A 14319-nucleotide genomic window follows, 5' to 3' on the forward strand; every position below is an offset into this window, starting at 1 on the left:
AATTTTTCAGCGCTGCATTCCATATATGGACAAATCCCTGACAAGAAATATAGGGAGAGTTTTCAATCTCATAACTCTCTTCAGGGTTACATAAGATCATAAGTTGCGTAAGTTATGTAACTTTATAAATTTATATCTCTGATAGTTCAGCCCCTGGCGATCTTCTGGCCAGAGAGATCTTTAATTTTTCAGCGCTGCATTCCATATATGGACAAATCCCTGACAAGAAATATAGGGAGAGTTTTCAATCTCATAACTCTCTTCAGGGTTACATAAGATCATAAGTTGCGTAAGTTATGTAACTTTATATTCATAACAGATCAGTCCTTGGCTGTCTCCTGGTCAGAGAAATCTTTAATTCTTAACAATGCACTTCCATATATGGACAAATCCCTGACAAGAACGACAGGAAGTAGTTTCCCATCCCATAACTCTCTTGGAGGTTATATAAATTAAGGTTAAGTAAGTTAAGTAAGTTAAGTAAGTTAAATAAGTTAAGTAAGTTAAGTAAGTTAAGTAAGTTAAGTAAGTTAAGTAAGTTAAGTAAGTTAAGTAAGTTAAGTAAGTTAAGTAAGTTTATAGCTTTATGTTCATTACAGATCAATCCCTGGCGGTTTATGTAATAGCTCCAGTTAAAACGGACACTTCTCAATTAAGACTTAGTCATAGCACTAGAATTAAGGAGTGTTCTATGGAACGTATTGAAGTTATTAAATCAGTTCAGTGTCGTCAGCGTTTTTCAGCTCGCGAAAAAGCCCAATTTATTGCTATGACCATGCAACCAGGCTCATCTGTTTCTTCTCTTATCAGATTGTATGGCATTTCGCCAAATTTATTATGTAGGATGCTGGAGTAACTGCCGTGGAAACCAATGCGTAGGTCTTCAGTGTGATTGACTATAATTCGCTGTTAAAAATATCAAACAGCTTCAGTAAAGGTTTGGATGAAAAAACGCAGAAGTTCTCAGGAATTGCTCAGGCAAAAAATACTTATCGCACATGCCATACTCTTTATTTGAAATCACCCAAGAATCAAAATAGCTCATCATTTGAAGTCTATGATCTGTTGCAGTGAAACTTGGGTCTACTCCTCACTTCAAATATTACAGTCTGCAAATTTAGCGTTATTCATTACCAGGGCAGACTAAATTTTTCCTGTAGGTTGGTAGCGTTCAAAATAAGAATTTCTATTATTCAGGTTACGATAACTTTTCTGATTTATATTTTTCTTTATAGCCCACTTTTAACAAATCAGAATAATACTTTTTTACCTTTTCAGGGTCGAGAAGTTCAAGTGAAATCCTTTCTTTAAACGCTTCGATCTCCTCGCCTACATTGGCATATTTTCCCCCGAATTCGGGATATTTGATAAGGTCACACAATTTTTGAGCGAAAAATATAGATTGTTTTGGTGTCAGCTGATATGTCTGTTCCAGTACCTTATCATTAACAATTAAGGAAGCTTTTTGATTAAAAGAAAATTCGATATGTGTAATTGTTCTTCCTTCTTTTTTCTGCTCGTAACTAACGTCAATATCAGTAAGTTTATTAATTTGATCTATGGCAACCGTCAATACACGCTTTTTGAAATCTCCCATGGTTTTATATTCATTTTCAAGTAGACCTAACTTATCACGCAATTCAACCATACTAATATATAGCTTGCCTTTGCTACGCCATCTAATCAAAAGTTCATACAGCCGTATAGCGTATACACTAGATAATTGAGAAATTTGCTTTAACTCATAACGAGTAAACTTTTCTTCAAGTTTTACAAAAAGCTGTAAAATATCAGGAGCAAAAATTAATTGAGCGCATGCCGCTTCTTTAACATAGCCAACTTTTGATACCCAACGGCTTTTATAAACCGCAGGCTTACCTGTAACAGGATCTATGGCCTTATAGGTGAGTCTACGTTCAAATAAGTTATCACACGCTCCCTGAAGAGCTTCATAGGCAGCTTGGCGACCTAAATTAAAGTGCTTCATATATTCAGATGCGTGTATTGTTAGCAATGTATCCGATGTAAGCTCTTTTTCAATTTCCCGGGCTGCAATAATTGCAACTAAAATTAAGCGTTGTTCTGACAGAGTCAACGCATAAGATGCTTCAATCAAGTTATTATCTTTATAAATTACATTTGCCATGTTGTGGTCAGAGAAACAAATATTATTAGTTGACATTAACACTTAATGTCCACTAATGAAAGATCTATTTATGTCAGGAAAACGTCCATTTATGTTAGGAAAACGTCCATTTAGATCAAGGAAAACGTCCACCTATTGTCAGGAAAACGTCCATTTAGATCAAGGAAAATGTCCACTTATTGTCAGGAAAATGTCCATTTAAATCCTCTCAAAGATATACACTACAAGGGATACAAGAAACCTATAAAATATAAATTTAAAAATATATATAAAATTAAAAAAGGAGCATTATTTGTGGATAACTTTATTTTTAACTTTCTTTTTCACAATAGTTGATTTAGGAGATTAAAACTTATACATTGTTTTCAACATAATTACGTAACTTACATAACTTATGATTATTTTAGTAGGTGGTGAAAAAGGCGGAGCTGGTAAGAGCTGTCTTGCACAAAACTTAGCTGTTTATTTACAAACCAAGAATAGAGATGTTCTACTTCTAGATGCAGATCCTCAAGGTACAACAACTGACTGGATTAAAGAACGTGATGAGAATGAGGATTTGAAAAATATCCCATCTGTACAAGCTTCAGGCAATATTCGTCAAGTTTTAAAAGATTTATCAAAAAGATATGAAGATATTATCATTGACGCTGGTGGGCAAGATTCAGAAGCATTGCGCTCTGCTATGACTATAGCAACACATATGCTATTGCCTTTTAGACCTAAACGTAGAGATCTAAAGACTTTGGATCATATGGAACAAATATTAAAACTGGCACGAGCAGTGAATCCAGATTTGAATGCCAGAGCAATCATTACACAATGCCCAACATTACCGTCACAAGTACAGCGAATTTTAGATGCTAAAGAAGCCTGTGTATCGTTTGGAATAAAAGCCTTAGACCAAATCACGACAAACCGAAATGTTTATGATGATGCAGATGAAAATGGCTTATCTGTTTTTGAAGTAACAAGTGATCCAAAGGCAAAAGCAGAGATTGAAGGGATAGCTCAAGAGTTTTTAGGAGTGTAATTATGGCAGGTCTTAGCGGTTTAAAAAAGAAAACTGACGATCTTTCGGATCAAGATAAACTGGTTGAAAACTTTATATCTGGAGCTGATAAAAGAGTTAAGGACCTAGAAGTTTCACAAAAGAAATTCGTTCGTTGTACCTTTTCTTTAAATCAAGAATTAAGTGAGTTAATCGATGAGTTAATTATCAAAAGTAATAATGCTCGTGTTAACAGATCTAGTATTGTAAGAATAGCTTTAGAATCACTGGCAGAGCAGAATTTAGAAGATTTTAAGCAACTAGTTGATAAAAGTTTTAAATAAAATGAGAAGGGAACGTTATTTAATCTATAAGATTAAATAACATAACTTCATAACTTCATAACTTCATAACTTCATAACTTCATAACTTCATAACTTCATAACTTCATAACTTCATAACTTCATAACTTCATAACTTCATAACTTCATAACTTCATAACTTCATAACTTCATAATATATTAAAATTTAATTTTTAGATTTATGCCACTGTTAATTCATGGACTACCACAACGTATGTTCTTCGTTTTTCGCAAGAGATGCGATGGATGTCTGATTATTTGTAGTCATAAATTTAAGTCCCCACTTGTTTCTAAGTGGGGACTAAATTAAGGCTTATAGGATGAATTCAGAAGGTGTGTTCAGCGGACGCTTACAAAAGAAATAACGAAAAAATAGTTAAATTAACTTTTCAGTATTAATTTGACTATTTTTAATTTTAATTGCTATTGAATAATATTCGATTTAAATACAATTTTTTAGTGATTAAGTCCAACCCAGATATTTCTTTTTTCAAATCACATTTAAAAGTAATAATTTTTTTTCCGTGGTCTACGGTGTAGCTAAAAATTAAACCATTATGTACTTTATAGTATTTATTACCGATATACTTGTATCCAAAAAAATGAAATGAAAGAAGGGAGTCACAAAATATTTCTAACATCTTAGAATTATTTATATTAATAAAAGAGACAGTAAAACTATCCGATGAATTGTGAACCAATTTATCAAGAATATTAAGAAGAAATGTATTGTATAGTTGCGAAGATTTCACTATTTAACCTTATTTAAAGCACACGAAAAACACGTAAAAAACGAGTTAACCTTTCATGTCTTTAAATAAGAGTGACTTTCTCCCGCTAGCCTTAATTCTAGCTAACCAACTAGTCTGTTATAAAACTAGGGGGCTATTGATTTTATAACTCAATAAAGATGAAAAATCTAGTTTTTTTAGCTTTTTTTTATCTTCTATCAGAATTTATAAAAAATTAATTTGAAGGACTAGAAACCAAAATCATAGCTATCAGTGGTACGGTTTAGGCTCTTAGAGTTTTCGTCTAATGTTATAGACTTTTCTTTATCGATAGGGAGGGGGTGATCTTCTATAGTTGGTGATGTTGGAGGGGAATTATGAATAACAGTCTTGTGCTCATTTATTTGGTGCACAATATTGTGATCTATCTTGTCGTTCGCTGAGCTTTCAACTTGACGATCTATTACTAATGGGTGGTCAAATTCGATTCTTATATTTGTTGCACGTGCAATTTCTTGAACCTGTCTTTTAAAGTCATCTGTACCAGAGACCAATACAACACCAAACTTATCTCTAGCTAATAATAAGGCATCGTGAATATGGTCACGTTGTTGGCTCAGTACAGTAATATTTTCAGATTTTTTACTTTCAAAAAAAGCGACTTTCTCTTGATCGATATAAAATGTTTCTCCAAATCTGTATTCGATACGATATTTTTTAATAGGGGAAGCTGACTGTAAAATTTGATCAGAATCTTTCAATGTTTCTTTTGGCCTCGTGAAGATATTATTCCGCTCTAATTCCTGTTGTTTTTGTAGCTTAGCTTTTCTACTGTATTCGTAAAACTCAAACATCTGTAAGTAATCTAGTTCAGATAAAGATTCTGTCTGTTGATAGGATTTATTCACTTGATTTTTAGGTATAAGTGCGAGGTCTTTCAAATGTTGCGAAGCGTCGTTGGTTATAACAAGGGTATGGCATTTTTCGTTGATCATAGGCTGATGCTGTAAAGAAAAATATAATTGCCAGGTTTGCTCGATGTCATTTGAGTTGAAATATTTTTTATTTAATTTTGAGGCTTGTGTATAGATTAGGTTATGCAATCTCTGTATCAAGATACTCTGATCGTCTTGATTAAGCTGAGGCAATTGATGCTTTTGAATACATGTTGCTAAAATAGATGTGAGCTGGCTCAGTTTGATGCCACAACAGTTCAGAAGTAAACCAGTTTTGATCAGTGCTGTGCTTTTGCATTCGCCTGTTGTTTTAAAATGTTGATAGAGTTGCTTGAAGCAAATTTGGAGTTGCTCTAATGATAATTCTGAGAGAGCAGGCAGAGTTCTACTTTTGTTTGTATCTTGAATTTCATTGGATTTATGTTTGGACAGCATCTTAAATAAGTTTTTAAAATCTGATGATCCTCGAACTGATACTTCATGCTCGGGATGTAAATTCTTTAAACATTGCTGTAATCGGGTGATTGAATAATTACTAAAGACCAGAATCCCATATCTATTCTGAATGCCAATGGGCTCTTTAGGATCATTCGAATCAAACAAAATTTTGGCAGTCTTGATTTCTGGGTTTTCTTGATAAATAAAATTTTTAGACTGACGTTGATCGAATAGAAATTGTTGTTGTATCAATAGAGGATTTGTGGGTGAGACAAATCTTAAAAAATCAGCATAAGAGGTAATTTGGGTTGAATCAAAGTTTCTAGACAAAAAATTTTGATCAAATAGCTTTTCAGAGGTCTGTTGGCTTAAATTTTGATTTTGGGAAAGAAATACTTTTCTAATTTCAGCTCTGGTGGTCAGTTGATCTGTATGATGTTGATAATGCAATAGAGTATAAATCGTATCAGAAGCCTGTTCTGGAAATTTTTTCTGAAGTTGTTTTAAAAAAGAAGATTTATTGTTTTTATAAATTTCATTCTCGAAATTGATATCCCGGTACTTTGATCGACGATTCTGACTATAAACATCTTTAGTTGATTTCATCTTGAGATAAGCGTCATGAAGCTCCTTAACCAAAAAGTCTTCATTCTGGAATAAATGATAAGCAGAGATCTTTGAGGATTCATGTGGAGTGTGCTGAGCTGTCGTATTCAATTTGGGCTGATAGATTTTGATCTGATCAGCGTGATGAGGTGTAAACTCCCCCCAACGCTTTTCCAAGCTCTTTAAAGTGACTTGTTTATTGCAAAATAAAGAAGCCTTAAACGTCAGAGACTGTTGATCATCAGTTTTTATTTTAAAAATACTACCATTACGTTTTCGCTCATACAAAATTCCTAAACCTGCTAATTGTTGATGCCAGTCCTGCCAACTATTTGCATCTTTTAGGATCGGCTGAATGGTTTTTTCAAGGTCATCTTGATAGTTGCCTGCAGTCGCAATGTCATTGCGCAACTGACTCTTTTGTTGATGTCGATGTTCTTGATCACGAATCTTTGCACTGATTTTAAATGCATCAGGATTTGATATGTGGTTGATGTTTTTTTCACATTGGCCAGTTTCATGATTATAGATAAACAGAGGATTTGGCTCAGGTTCCCAGCCTTGTTTTGCTTCAATTTCAGCAGTGGCTCTATGCACTGCATTCAAAATCCAACCATCACCTAAATCCACCGCTTGATGTTCATTATGATTATTTTTTCTGTAAGGGTGGATTCGATTAATGATCAAATGAAAATGCACATTGTCTGTATCAATGTGCAGCGCATACTGCATTTGTAAGTCATCTGCTTTGAGATGTTTACTTAAAATATCGATTTGCTCTTCTAATTGTTGAATCGTGGGTACTTCAAATTTTTTAAAACTTGTAACCAGATGAACGATTGGGTCAGTCACTCTAGAATTGAGACTGGCAGTTTGTGACATTTCAATTTTTTGATATGCAATATCATCATCTAAAAAGTTTCTTGAATTTGAATAGACACATTTTTCAGAAATAAGTTCAGTGCTAAAACTTGCGTGCAACTGGGTAATATAGTCACTGAGGTAGTCGATACGCGTTTGATTTGGATTATGTATGTAGTCTGATAAACCGTTGATACGATTTTCAACAGAAGTGCCTAATGCATTTGGAATGATCTTAGTAATCATCTCTTAAGCACCTCGTCATTTAGTCGACGCACAATGATTTTCAACTCATGAACGAGCTCTGTAAGGTCACATAATTCTTCGGGGATCAAATCTTTATCTTGGAGTTCAATCAATATTTTTGCGAGAACAATCCCGATCATCCTAATCGTATGAATATCACGTTGATCGATTAATTGACTGTAGTCATCACTTAAAATTTTTTTACGTATATAGTCAGATTGATTGAGCTGTAATGCCCTAGCGGCATCATTGATATCTTGATGTTCATCTGCAGTTAAACGAACAATGATCTGCTTATTTCTTGATGCTTTAACTTTCATTTTTTTCTACTTTATACAAATTGAGACCGAGCGAAGCGAGCTCGAGATTTGTGAATCTGGACGATGTGATATACATCGTCCCATCCTGTACTTTTTTGTGATCGGTGATGAGTGAATTAACGTTAATGAAAATAATGAATGATTTATATTTTTTTTTGAGTGCAAAATGTTACATTTTTCAGTAATTCAAAATTTAGAAATGTGTCAAGTTTTACCATTTCTGTAATAGAATATATTCAGAAAAATTGGCTTATATATTTATTCTTAGGAAAAAACATGATACAAGAGCAAAATGTTTCAGAACTTGATATTGAGAATCTAGCTAATAAAAATTTAGAATCCTCAACAGAAAATACTTCTGAAACTGTATCGACAAAAGAAGAAAAGCATTCAAAAATTGTTGAGAAAAATCAAAAAATTTATAGTGTCAATGATTCTAAAAAATTTGAAGATATTCTTTTTCGTCATATAGAAAAAATGAATGAAAAGACGATCACACGTAATCAGTTACTTACTCAACACAAGAAAACCTTACTTGAACTCTTCAGTCTCGGTGCAACTGTAGAAGAAGTAGTGACTTTTCTAAAAGAAAATAATTTCACGAGTATTTCTGAAGAAAATTTAAATGAATTTTTGAAGAAGAAAAAATAAATTATTGAATGAATACGCTGCCTGATTTAAGCCAACTGACCCATGAACAACTGCTGGAATTTACCAGGCAGTTGGCGATGCAGCATCAGTCTCTGGCACAATCAAATCAAGAATTAGAAAAATCAAACCAGCAATTGGATGCCAAAGTTCAACATCTTTCCATTCTCACGCAAAAATACGAGCATGAACTCGCACTATTTAAACAGCACAAATTCGGCAGTAAAAACGAACATCTCACCGCAAAACAAATCCATCTCTGGGATGAATCGGTTGAAGAAGATATTGCTGCTGTTGATCTAGAACTGGAACGGCTAAATGCAGATAAAACCGATGCAGCGACACACAAAGCCAAAGCAAATAAACCTAAACGTCGACTGCTGCCCGATCATCTACACACCATTCGTATTGAGCATGAACCAGCATCAACCCAATGCAGTTGTGGCTGCCAGTTACGTCGTATCGGCGAAGATATCAGTGAAAAACTGCATTTCAGACCGGCACAGTTCTATAAGGAACAGCATTGTCCGTGGCAAATGGGTCTGTGATCAGTGTGACACCCTGACTCAGCAAGCGATGCCCGCCTATGTGATTGATAAAGGCATTGCTTCACCTGAACTGCTCAGCCATGTGCTGGTATCGAAGTATGCCGATCATTTACCGCTGTACCGTCAGCGCCTGATCTATCAGCGGGCGGGAATCGAGCTTTCTAGATCTACGTTATCTCTTGCGAAGCAATGCTTCTCAGATAGGTCGCTGCGGTGTGGAACTGGAACCTCTGGCCAATGCCTTAAAACAGGTAGTGCTGCAACAGCGGGTGCTGCATGCAGATGAAACACCGGTCACCATCATGCGGATGGGTGAGAATGATAAAAAACCGAAGAAAGGTTATGTCTGGGCCTATGCAACAACCCAATATAATCCAATTCAAGCCGTGATTTATGACTTTCAGGATAGTCGTTCAGGCCAGCATGCTGAAGTGTTCTTGAATGGCTGGCAGGGCCATCTGGTCTGTGATGATTACAGTGGTTATAAAGCACGCTTTAAATCAGGCGATGTCATTGAGGTGGGCTGCATGGCCCATGCACGTCGTAAATTCCATGAACTGCATGTGACCGGGAAAAGTCAGGTTGCTGAACAGGCCTTAGTGCTGATTCAGAAACTGTATGCGATAGAAGCAGAGCTCAGGAAAAAGACCGATGGTACAGCAGAACAGCGCCGCGAATACCGACAACAGCACAGCCAACCGGTGATGCAACAACTGTATGAATGGCTCAACCAACATTATCTGACAGTGCCATCGAGTTCTCCCACCGCCAAGGCCATCAATTACACTCTGAAGCGTTGGCCAGCTTTAAGCCGCTATCTGGATGATGGCAATCTACCTATTTGCAATAATTGGATTGAAAATCAGATGCGTCCCTGGGCGTTGGGGCGCAAGAACTGGCTGTTTGCAGGTTCGCTGCGCAGTGGTCAGCGAGCGGCAAACATCATGACGTTAATCCAGTCAGCAAAGCTGAATGGCTTGGATCCGTATGCCTATTTAAGTGATGTGCTGAAAAGGCTGCCGACACACAAAGTGACCCAAATTGAAGAGTTACTGCCACACCGCTGGAAACCTAAATCGAATTAAAAAATAGGCATGGGGTTCAGCGGACGCTTACAATTAATCTAATAGAAATCATCTTCTATCGGCTTTTGCTAAATTGGAAAACATTAGCGAACAGCTGCAGAGGGTTTTAGCTAGTCATAATTCATAAAAAATATCGATTGTGTACTGTACTGTAATGTACTAAAATACGATACAGTACAGTACACAATAGGAAATAAACCCATGGCAATCACTAAATCAGATGTGGCAAAAGCCATCGAATCCCTTGCAGCACAAGACTCAAACCCAACTAACGATAATATCCTTGCGGTGCTTGGTAGCGGCTCAAAGACCACTATCAATAAATACCGCAAAGAGATCCTTGAAGAGCAACTGGCGGCAGCCGTTACTACGGCAAAAACTCTGAAAGATGCGGAACTCGTTACCGTGTCACAAGTCATTGCAACCCTATTGCAAGAACGGATTGATGCAGTACAAGGCGGATATGCGGAAACAGTGCAACAACTGGAAAAGCAGCTTGCAGATACCACAGAAAAACTGGAACAGGTGCAAATCAAACTTGATGAACAGGTCAAACAAACTGATGACACCACCGACAAGCTGAAAGTCGCTCTTGCTAGTACAGATAAGGCAAAAGAAGACTACAACGCCTTGCAAGCCAAATATGAACAGCTACTCGAAAAATCAGGCTCGATCAAATATGTGGAATCACAACTCACTAATGCAAATGCACGGATAGCTGAATTAGAAAAACAGATTACAATGCAAAAAGACAAGTAACTGACGATGAAGGCTGACATGCTCCCCATTAAATCACTGGTTTAGTACGGAGTATGTCAACGCTCTTTGGGGGTTAGGTAGTGTTCAAAAAACTGTGTCATTTCCTTAAACTGTTAAAAACAGGAATGATGCATTATGGCAACTACATTTGATTTTGAAACAGCCTTAAAACAACTCCAGTCAGGACAAGCACTGACTGGAGAAAATGGCATACTCACCCCTTTAATTAAACAGCTGACCGAAGCTGCTCTTGAAGCAGAAATCGAGAATTACATTGAAGCGAATCCGAAACAAGGTAATCGCCGCAATGGCTATACTCGCAAGACAGTAAAATCTACATCAGGTTCATTTGAGCTTGAAACCCCTAGAGATCGAAATGGTGAATTTGAGCCACAGTTAGTTAAAAAGAACCAGACCAAATTATCAGAAGAAATTGACAATAAAATCATATCACTCTATGCACTTGGTATGAGCTATCGTGATATTCAAAAGCATGTTGCTGATATGTATGGATTGGAGATTTCAGATGGTGCTATCACCAATATTACAGATAAGCTCCTCCCTCAGTTACAAGCATGGAAACAACGCCCACTCGATACAATTTATCCCTTTGTTTGGTTAGATGCCATACATTACAAAGTGAAGGATAAAGGTGTTTATGTGAGCAAAGCGATCTATACCATTTTAGCTTTAAATGTTGAAGGTAAGAAGGAACTACTCGGCTTGCATTTGTCGGAAAGCGAAGGGGCGAACCATTGGCTTAGTGTACTGACAGACCTACAAAATCGTGGTGTTCAGGATATTCTGATTGCCTGTGTAGATGGACTAAAAGGTTTCCCCGAAGCCATAGCAGCGATTTACCCTCAAACAGAAATACAACTGTGTATCGTTCATCAAATCCGTAATTCTTTACGCTATGTTGCCAGTAAAGATCAGAAGGCATTTATGGCTGATTTAAAGCCAATTTACCGTGCTGATACCAAAGGGGCGGCAGAAGTAGCACTGGATGAGCTAGAAGAAAAATGGGGCGAAAAATATGGTGTGGTCATTCAGTCATGGCGTACCAAATGGCATCTACTATCCGCCTATTTCAAATACCCTAAAGCGATTAGGAAGCCGATTTACACCACCAATGCCGTTGAAGCCGTACATCGTCAATTCCGCAAACTAACCAAAACCAAAGGAGCTTTCCCCAATGAGGATAGTCTGATGAAATTACTGTATATTGGTATTCAACAGGCATCAGAAAAATGGACAATGCCTATTCAGGAATGGGGACAAACGATTACTCAATTATCCATTTACTTTGAAGGTCGATTAGATGATATAATTAAAATCTAGTCAAATTTACTGACACAGAATTTTGAACGCCCTCGGGGGTTACATCATTCAAATTGCTAATTCGCTATGACTGCCTAAGCGAACTAATTTCAAAATTAGTAGTTCACCTTCTTCTGTTTTCTTATAGATTAAAACGAGATCAGGTTTGATATGGCAATCACGATGACCTACCCAATTACTGACCAAAGCATGGTCACGATACTTTTCAGGCAAGGCTTCATCAGCTTGCAATAATTCTAAAACAGTTTGTAGTTCAGCATCTAATGTATTTCGATGCTGCCCTTTTTTCTCACATTTATAGTCTTTCTTGAATGCTGATGTGTACTTAATCGTCCGCATTTAGATCAGCCATCAAATCTTTAACAGAAGTGAAGCTCTTTGCTTTGCTTAGATCTTCTTCCATTGCAGCAATGGTTTCAGGATTGGGCTGCCAAATTTCAAAAGGCAGAGCCTTTTCTTTCGCTACCTTGGTTAACAGCAAGCGAACTGCATCTGAGACAGTTAAGCCCATTGTTGCAAGAACTTCTGTTGCTTCATGCTTAATGTTTTCGTTAATGCGAGTAGTGACTAGTGCATTTGAAGCCATGTTAAGCTCCTATGATTAACATTGTTAATCACACTATATTCTTAGATGAAGAAAAGTTCAATTCGTATAATCGCCATTATGTTAAGTGGATTTAATTAAAGATATAAAACATAATTTTTTTTGAATACTTTTCAATCTTTTAAATGCCAACTTAAGTTACTATAGGCAAATTTTACAATTATTAAATTTATGGGGGAATTCCATGTTTAAAAAGTTGATTGCTGGCATTCTAATTAGCAGTTTTTCATTAGGTTCAACCTATGCTTCTGAGTTGTCTGAGAAAACTAACATTGTTCGAATTATGAATAATTACATAACTTCGATTTCTTGTATGAATGATAAAGTTCAACTAAAAGATATTTTTACGATTGATAAGCCTTCTGAAAATGGTTCAATTTACTATGTCCTTTGGAATGGAGATATAGGATGCAATGGGGGAACAGGAACTCATTCTTATTATGTTTCTGAGGTTTCACGATTTTCACCAAATAGACCATTATTAGTAACAACAAATGATGCTTTTGGTGATAACAACGAAGCTTTCTGGAATACTGATAAAGCTTCAATAAACTACCGTTTTATTCAATCAATGAAACAAGTTAGCCCAAGTGAGTTTGAAATAGTCTCATATGATTATGCTGATGATAAATTCGGTGGTGTGGATCAAGGAAATATGGGCCCAGCTAATAAGTTTCGTTATACAGTTAGCTTTATTGAAGATGAAGGATGGAAAATAACTAAGCAAGTTTTATTGGAACAAAATAAATAAAAAAAGGTTTACTTATTTTTATGGAAATACTTATAAGAGCTAGTAAGTATTTCTAAAATTAACATAATACACCTTATACGAAATAAAAATGGGAGCCTTAAGCTCCCATTTTTTAAGTAATTTTTTCAAATAAGGCTTGGGTGAGCATCTAAAATTCGAATCAATGTAGCTGCTGGTCCAGTTGGATAGCGTCGTCCCTGTTCCCAATTTTGCAGGGTACGGGGGCTAATATGTAGACGTGCAGCAAATTCATTTTGGCTCAAGCCAGTTTTTTCACGTACTTCTTTAATATCAGGCAATTCGAGTTCTGTAACTCGGCTTGCTTTAACTTCTTTACGTTTGATAGCTCCAGCTTCTTTGATTGAAGCAACCAAGTCATCAAATAAGTTGTTATCCATGAAATTGCTCCTTCACGAGTTGGTGCAGAATGGCGGTTTCCTTATCTGTTAAATTATCTTTTACTGATTTTGGATAAGCCACTAAGAAAAAGATCTGATCATCCTCGGTGACCCAATAATAAATCACCCGTATCCCACCACTTTTCCCTTTGTTACCTTGAGCACAACGTACTTTGCGAATACCACCGCCATTCTTGATTAGGTCACCTCTATCAGGCTGTACCAAAAGATCTTGCTGAAGTTGACGATATTCCTCATCAGATACAAGGTCTTTAATTTGCTTGGTAAAGATGCTGGTTTCAATAAATAACATGGACTCTTTATACGTCAATGGCGTATTTGAATTTTAGCAGTTTCCATAACAAAAAACGAGAGCTGGTAGATCTCGTTTCGCATAACAGCCATTATGTTAAATAATTAAGGATAAAAGCTTTATTACTAAATAGAACAGTTGCTTAAAGCAGTATAGAGTTAAGTTTGCATTTTAATATCAAGTTGTCTTTCAGCACCGATAATCACCATACGAAT

14 protein-coding genes and 1 pseudogene are annotated in these 14319 nt (G+C 36.2%); 8 read left to right on the plus strand and 7 right to left on the minus strand.

Features of this window, described 5'->3' with window-relative positions; all coding sequences use genetic code 11:
- Positions 1-691: 691 nt before the first annotated feature.
- Positions 692-856, plus strand: coding sequence for a transposase (locus FTV12_RS15360; RefSeq protein WP_179991000.1), 165 nt, complete (start codon positions 692-694; stop codon positions 854-856).
- 342 nt (positions 857-1198) lie between these two features.
- Here FTV12_RS15360 and repM read toward each other — a convergent pair whose 3' ends face one another.
- Positions 1199-2146, minus strand: coding sequence for a replication initiation protein RepM (repM, locus tag FTV12_RS15365; RefSeq protein WP_212749456.1), 948 nt, complete (start codon positions 2144-2146; stop codon positions 1199-1201).
- A gap of 394 nt (positions 2147-2540) precedes the next feature.
- Between repM and FTV12_RS15370 the strand changes: the two genes are divergently transcribed.
- Positions 2541-3179, plus strand: a complete 639-nt coding sequence (locus tag FTV12_RS15370; protein WP_004778792.1) for an AAA family ATPase — start codon at positions 2541-2543, stop codon at positions 3177-3179.
- A gap of 2 nt (positions 3180-3181) precedes the next feature.
- Positions 3182-3481 (plus strand): hypothetical protein, encoded by a 300-nt coding sequence (locus FTV12_RS15375; protein ID WP_004778793.1) that lies wholly within the window; start codon positions 3182-3184, stop codon positions 3479-3481.
- A gap of 997 nt (positions 3482-4478) precedes the next feature.
- Here the strand turns inward: FTV12_RS15375 and FTV12_RS15380 are convergent.
- The gene (locus FTV12_RS15380) at positions 4479-7337 is read right to left on the minus strand and encodes a relaxase/mobilization nuclease domain-containing protein (RefSeq protein ID WP_179990999.1); all 2859 of its coding nucleotides are present in this window, start codon (positions 7335-7337) and stop codon (positions 4479-4481) included.
- Entirely contained in the window at positions 7334-7657 is a 324-nt protein-coding gene (locus FTV12_RS15385) for a hypothetical protein (protein WP_179990998.1), read from the minus strand. The genes FTV12_RS15380 and FTV12_RS15385 overlap by 4 nt, the downstream gene beginning before the upstream one ends.
- A gap of 276 nt (positions 7658-7933) precedes the next feature.
- Here FTV12_RS15385 and FTV12_RS15390 point away from each other — a divergent pair, with 276 nt between their 5' ends.
- From FTV12_RS15390 to FTV12_RS15405, 4 genes and pseudogenes are all read left to right on the plus strand, one after another.
- A complete protein-coding gene (locus tag FTV12_RS15390) occupies positions 7934-8308 on the plus strand; it encodes a hypothetical protein (protein ID WP_179990997.1) in 375 nt (124 codons plus the stop codon).
- 8 nt (positions 8309-8316) lie between these two features.
- Positions 8317-9938: pseudogene (locus FTV12_RS15395) on the plus strand (IS66 family transposase).
- 201 nt (positions 9939-10139) lie between these two features.
- Positions 10140-10697 (plus strand): DNA-binding protein, encoded by a 558-nt coding sequence (locus FTV12_RS15400; RefSeq protein ID WP_179991027.1) that lies wholly within the window; start codon positions 10140-10142, stop codon positions 10695-10697.
- Between the two features lie 135 nt (positions 10698-10832).
- Positions 10833-12038 carry an IS256 family transposase gene (locus tag FTV12_RS15405; RefSeq protein WP_004973108.1) on the plus strand — a complete coding sequence of 402 codons (1206 nt, stop codon included), beginning with the start codon at positions 10833-10835 and terminating at the stop codon, positions 12036-12038.
- Positions 12039-12086: 48 nt separating this feature from the next.
- On the opposite strand, the gene FTV12_RS15410 is transcribed toward FTV12_RS15405, so the two are convergent.
- Positions 12087-12377: a type II toxin-antitoxin system YafQ family toxin gene (locus FTV12_RS15410; protein ID WP_179991028.1), complete on the minus strand. Its 291-nt coding sequence runs from the start codon at positions 12375-12377 to the stop codon at positions 12087-12089.
- Positions 12364-12624, minus strand: a complete 261-nt coding sequence (locus tag FTV12_RS15415; protein WP_004778838.1) for a type II toxin-antitoxin system RelB/DinJ family antitoxin — start codon at positions 12622-12624, stop codon at positions 12364-12366. Before FTV12_RS15415 ends, FTV12_RS15410 begins: the two co-directional genes overlap by 14 nt.
- A 202-nt stretch (positions 12625-12826) precedes the next feature.
- On the opposite strand from FTV12_RS15415, the gene FTV12_RS15420 reads away from it, so the two are divergent.
- Positions 12827-13393: a hypothetical protein gene (locus FTV12_RS15420; RefSeq protein ID WP_179991029.1), complete on the plus strand. Its 567-nt coding sequence runs from the start codon at positions 12827-12829 to the stop codon at positions 13391-13393.
- A gap of 125 nt (positions 13394-13518) precedes the next feature.
- On the opposite strand, the gene nadS is transcribed toward FTV12_RS15420, so the two are convergent.
- Positions 13519-13791, minus strand: a complete 273-nt coding sequence (nadS, locus tag FTV12_RS15425; RefSeq protein WP_000369781.1) for a NadS family protein — start codon at positions 13789-13791, stop codon at positions 13519-13521.
- Entirely contained in the window at positions 13784-14104 is a 321-nt protein-coding gene (locus tag FTV12_RS15430) for a type II toxin-antitoxin system RelE/ParE family toxin (protein ID WP_000897307.1), read from the minus strand. The genes nadS and FTV12_RS15430 overlap by 8 nt, the downstream gene beginning before the upstream one ends.
- Positions 14105-14319: the final 215 nt, after the last annotated feature.

Origin of the sequence: Acinetobacter sp. YH12233, from assembly GCF_013417725.1 — a bacterium.
Taxonomy (GTDB): domain Bacteria; phylum Pseudomonadota; class Gammaproteobacteria; order Pseudomonadales; family Moraxellaceae; genus Acinetobacter.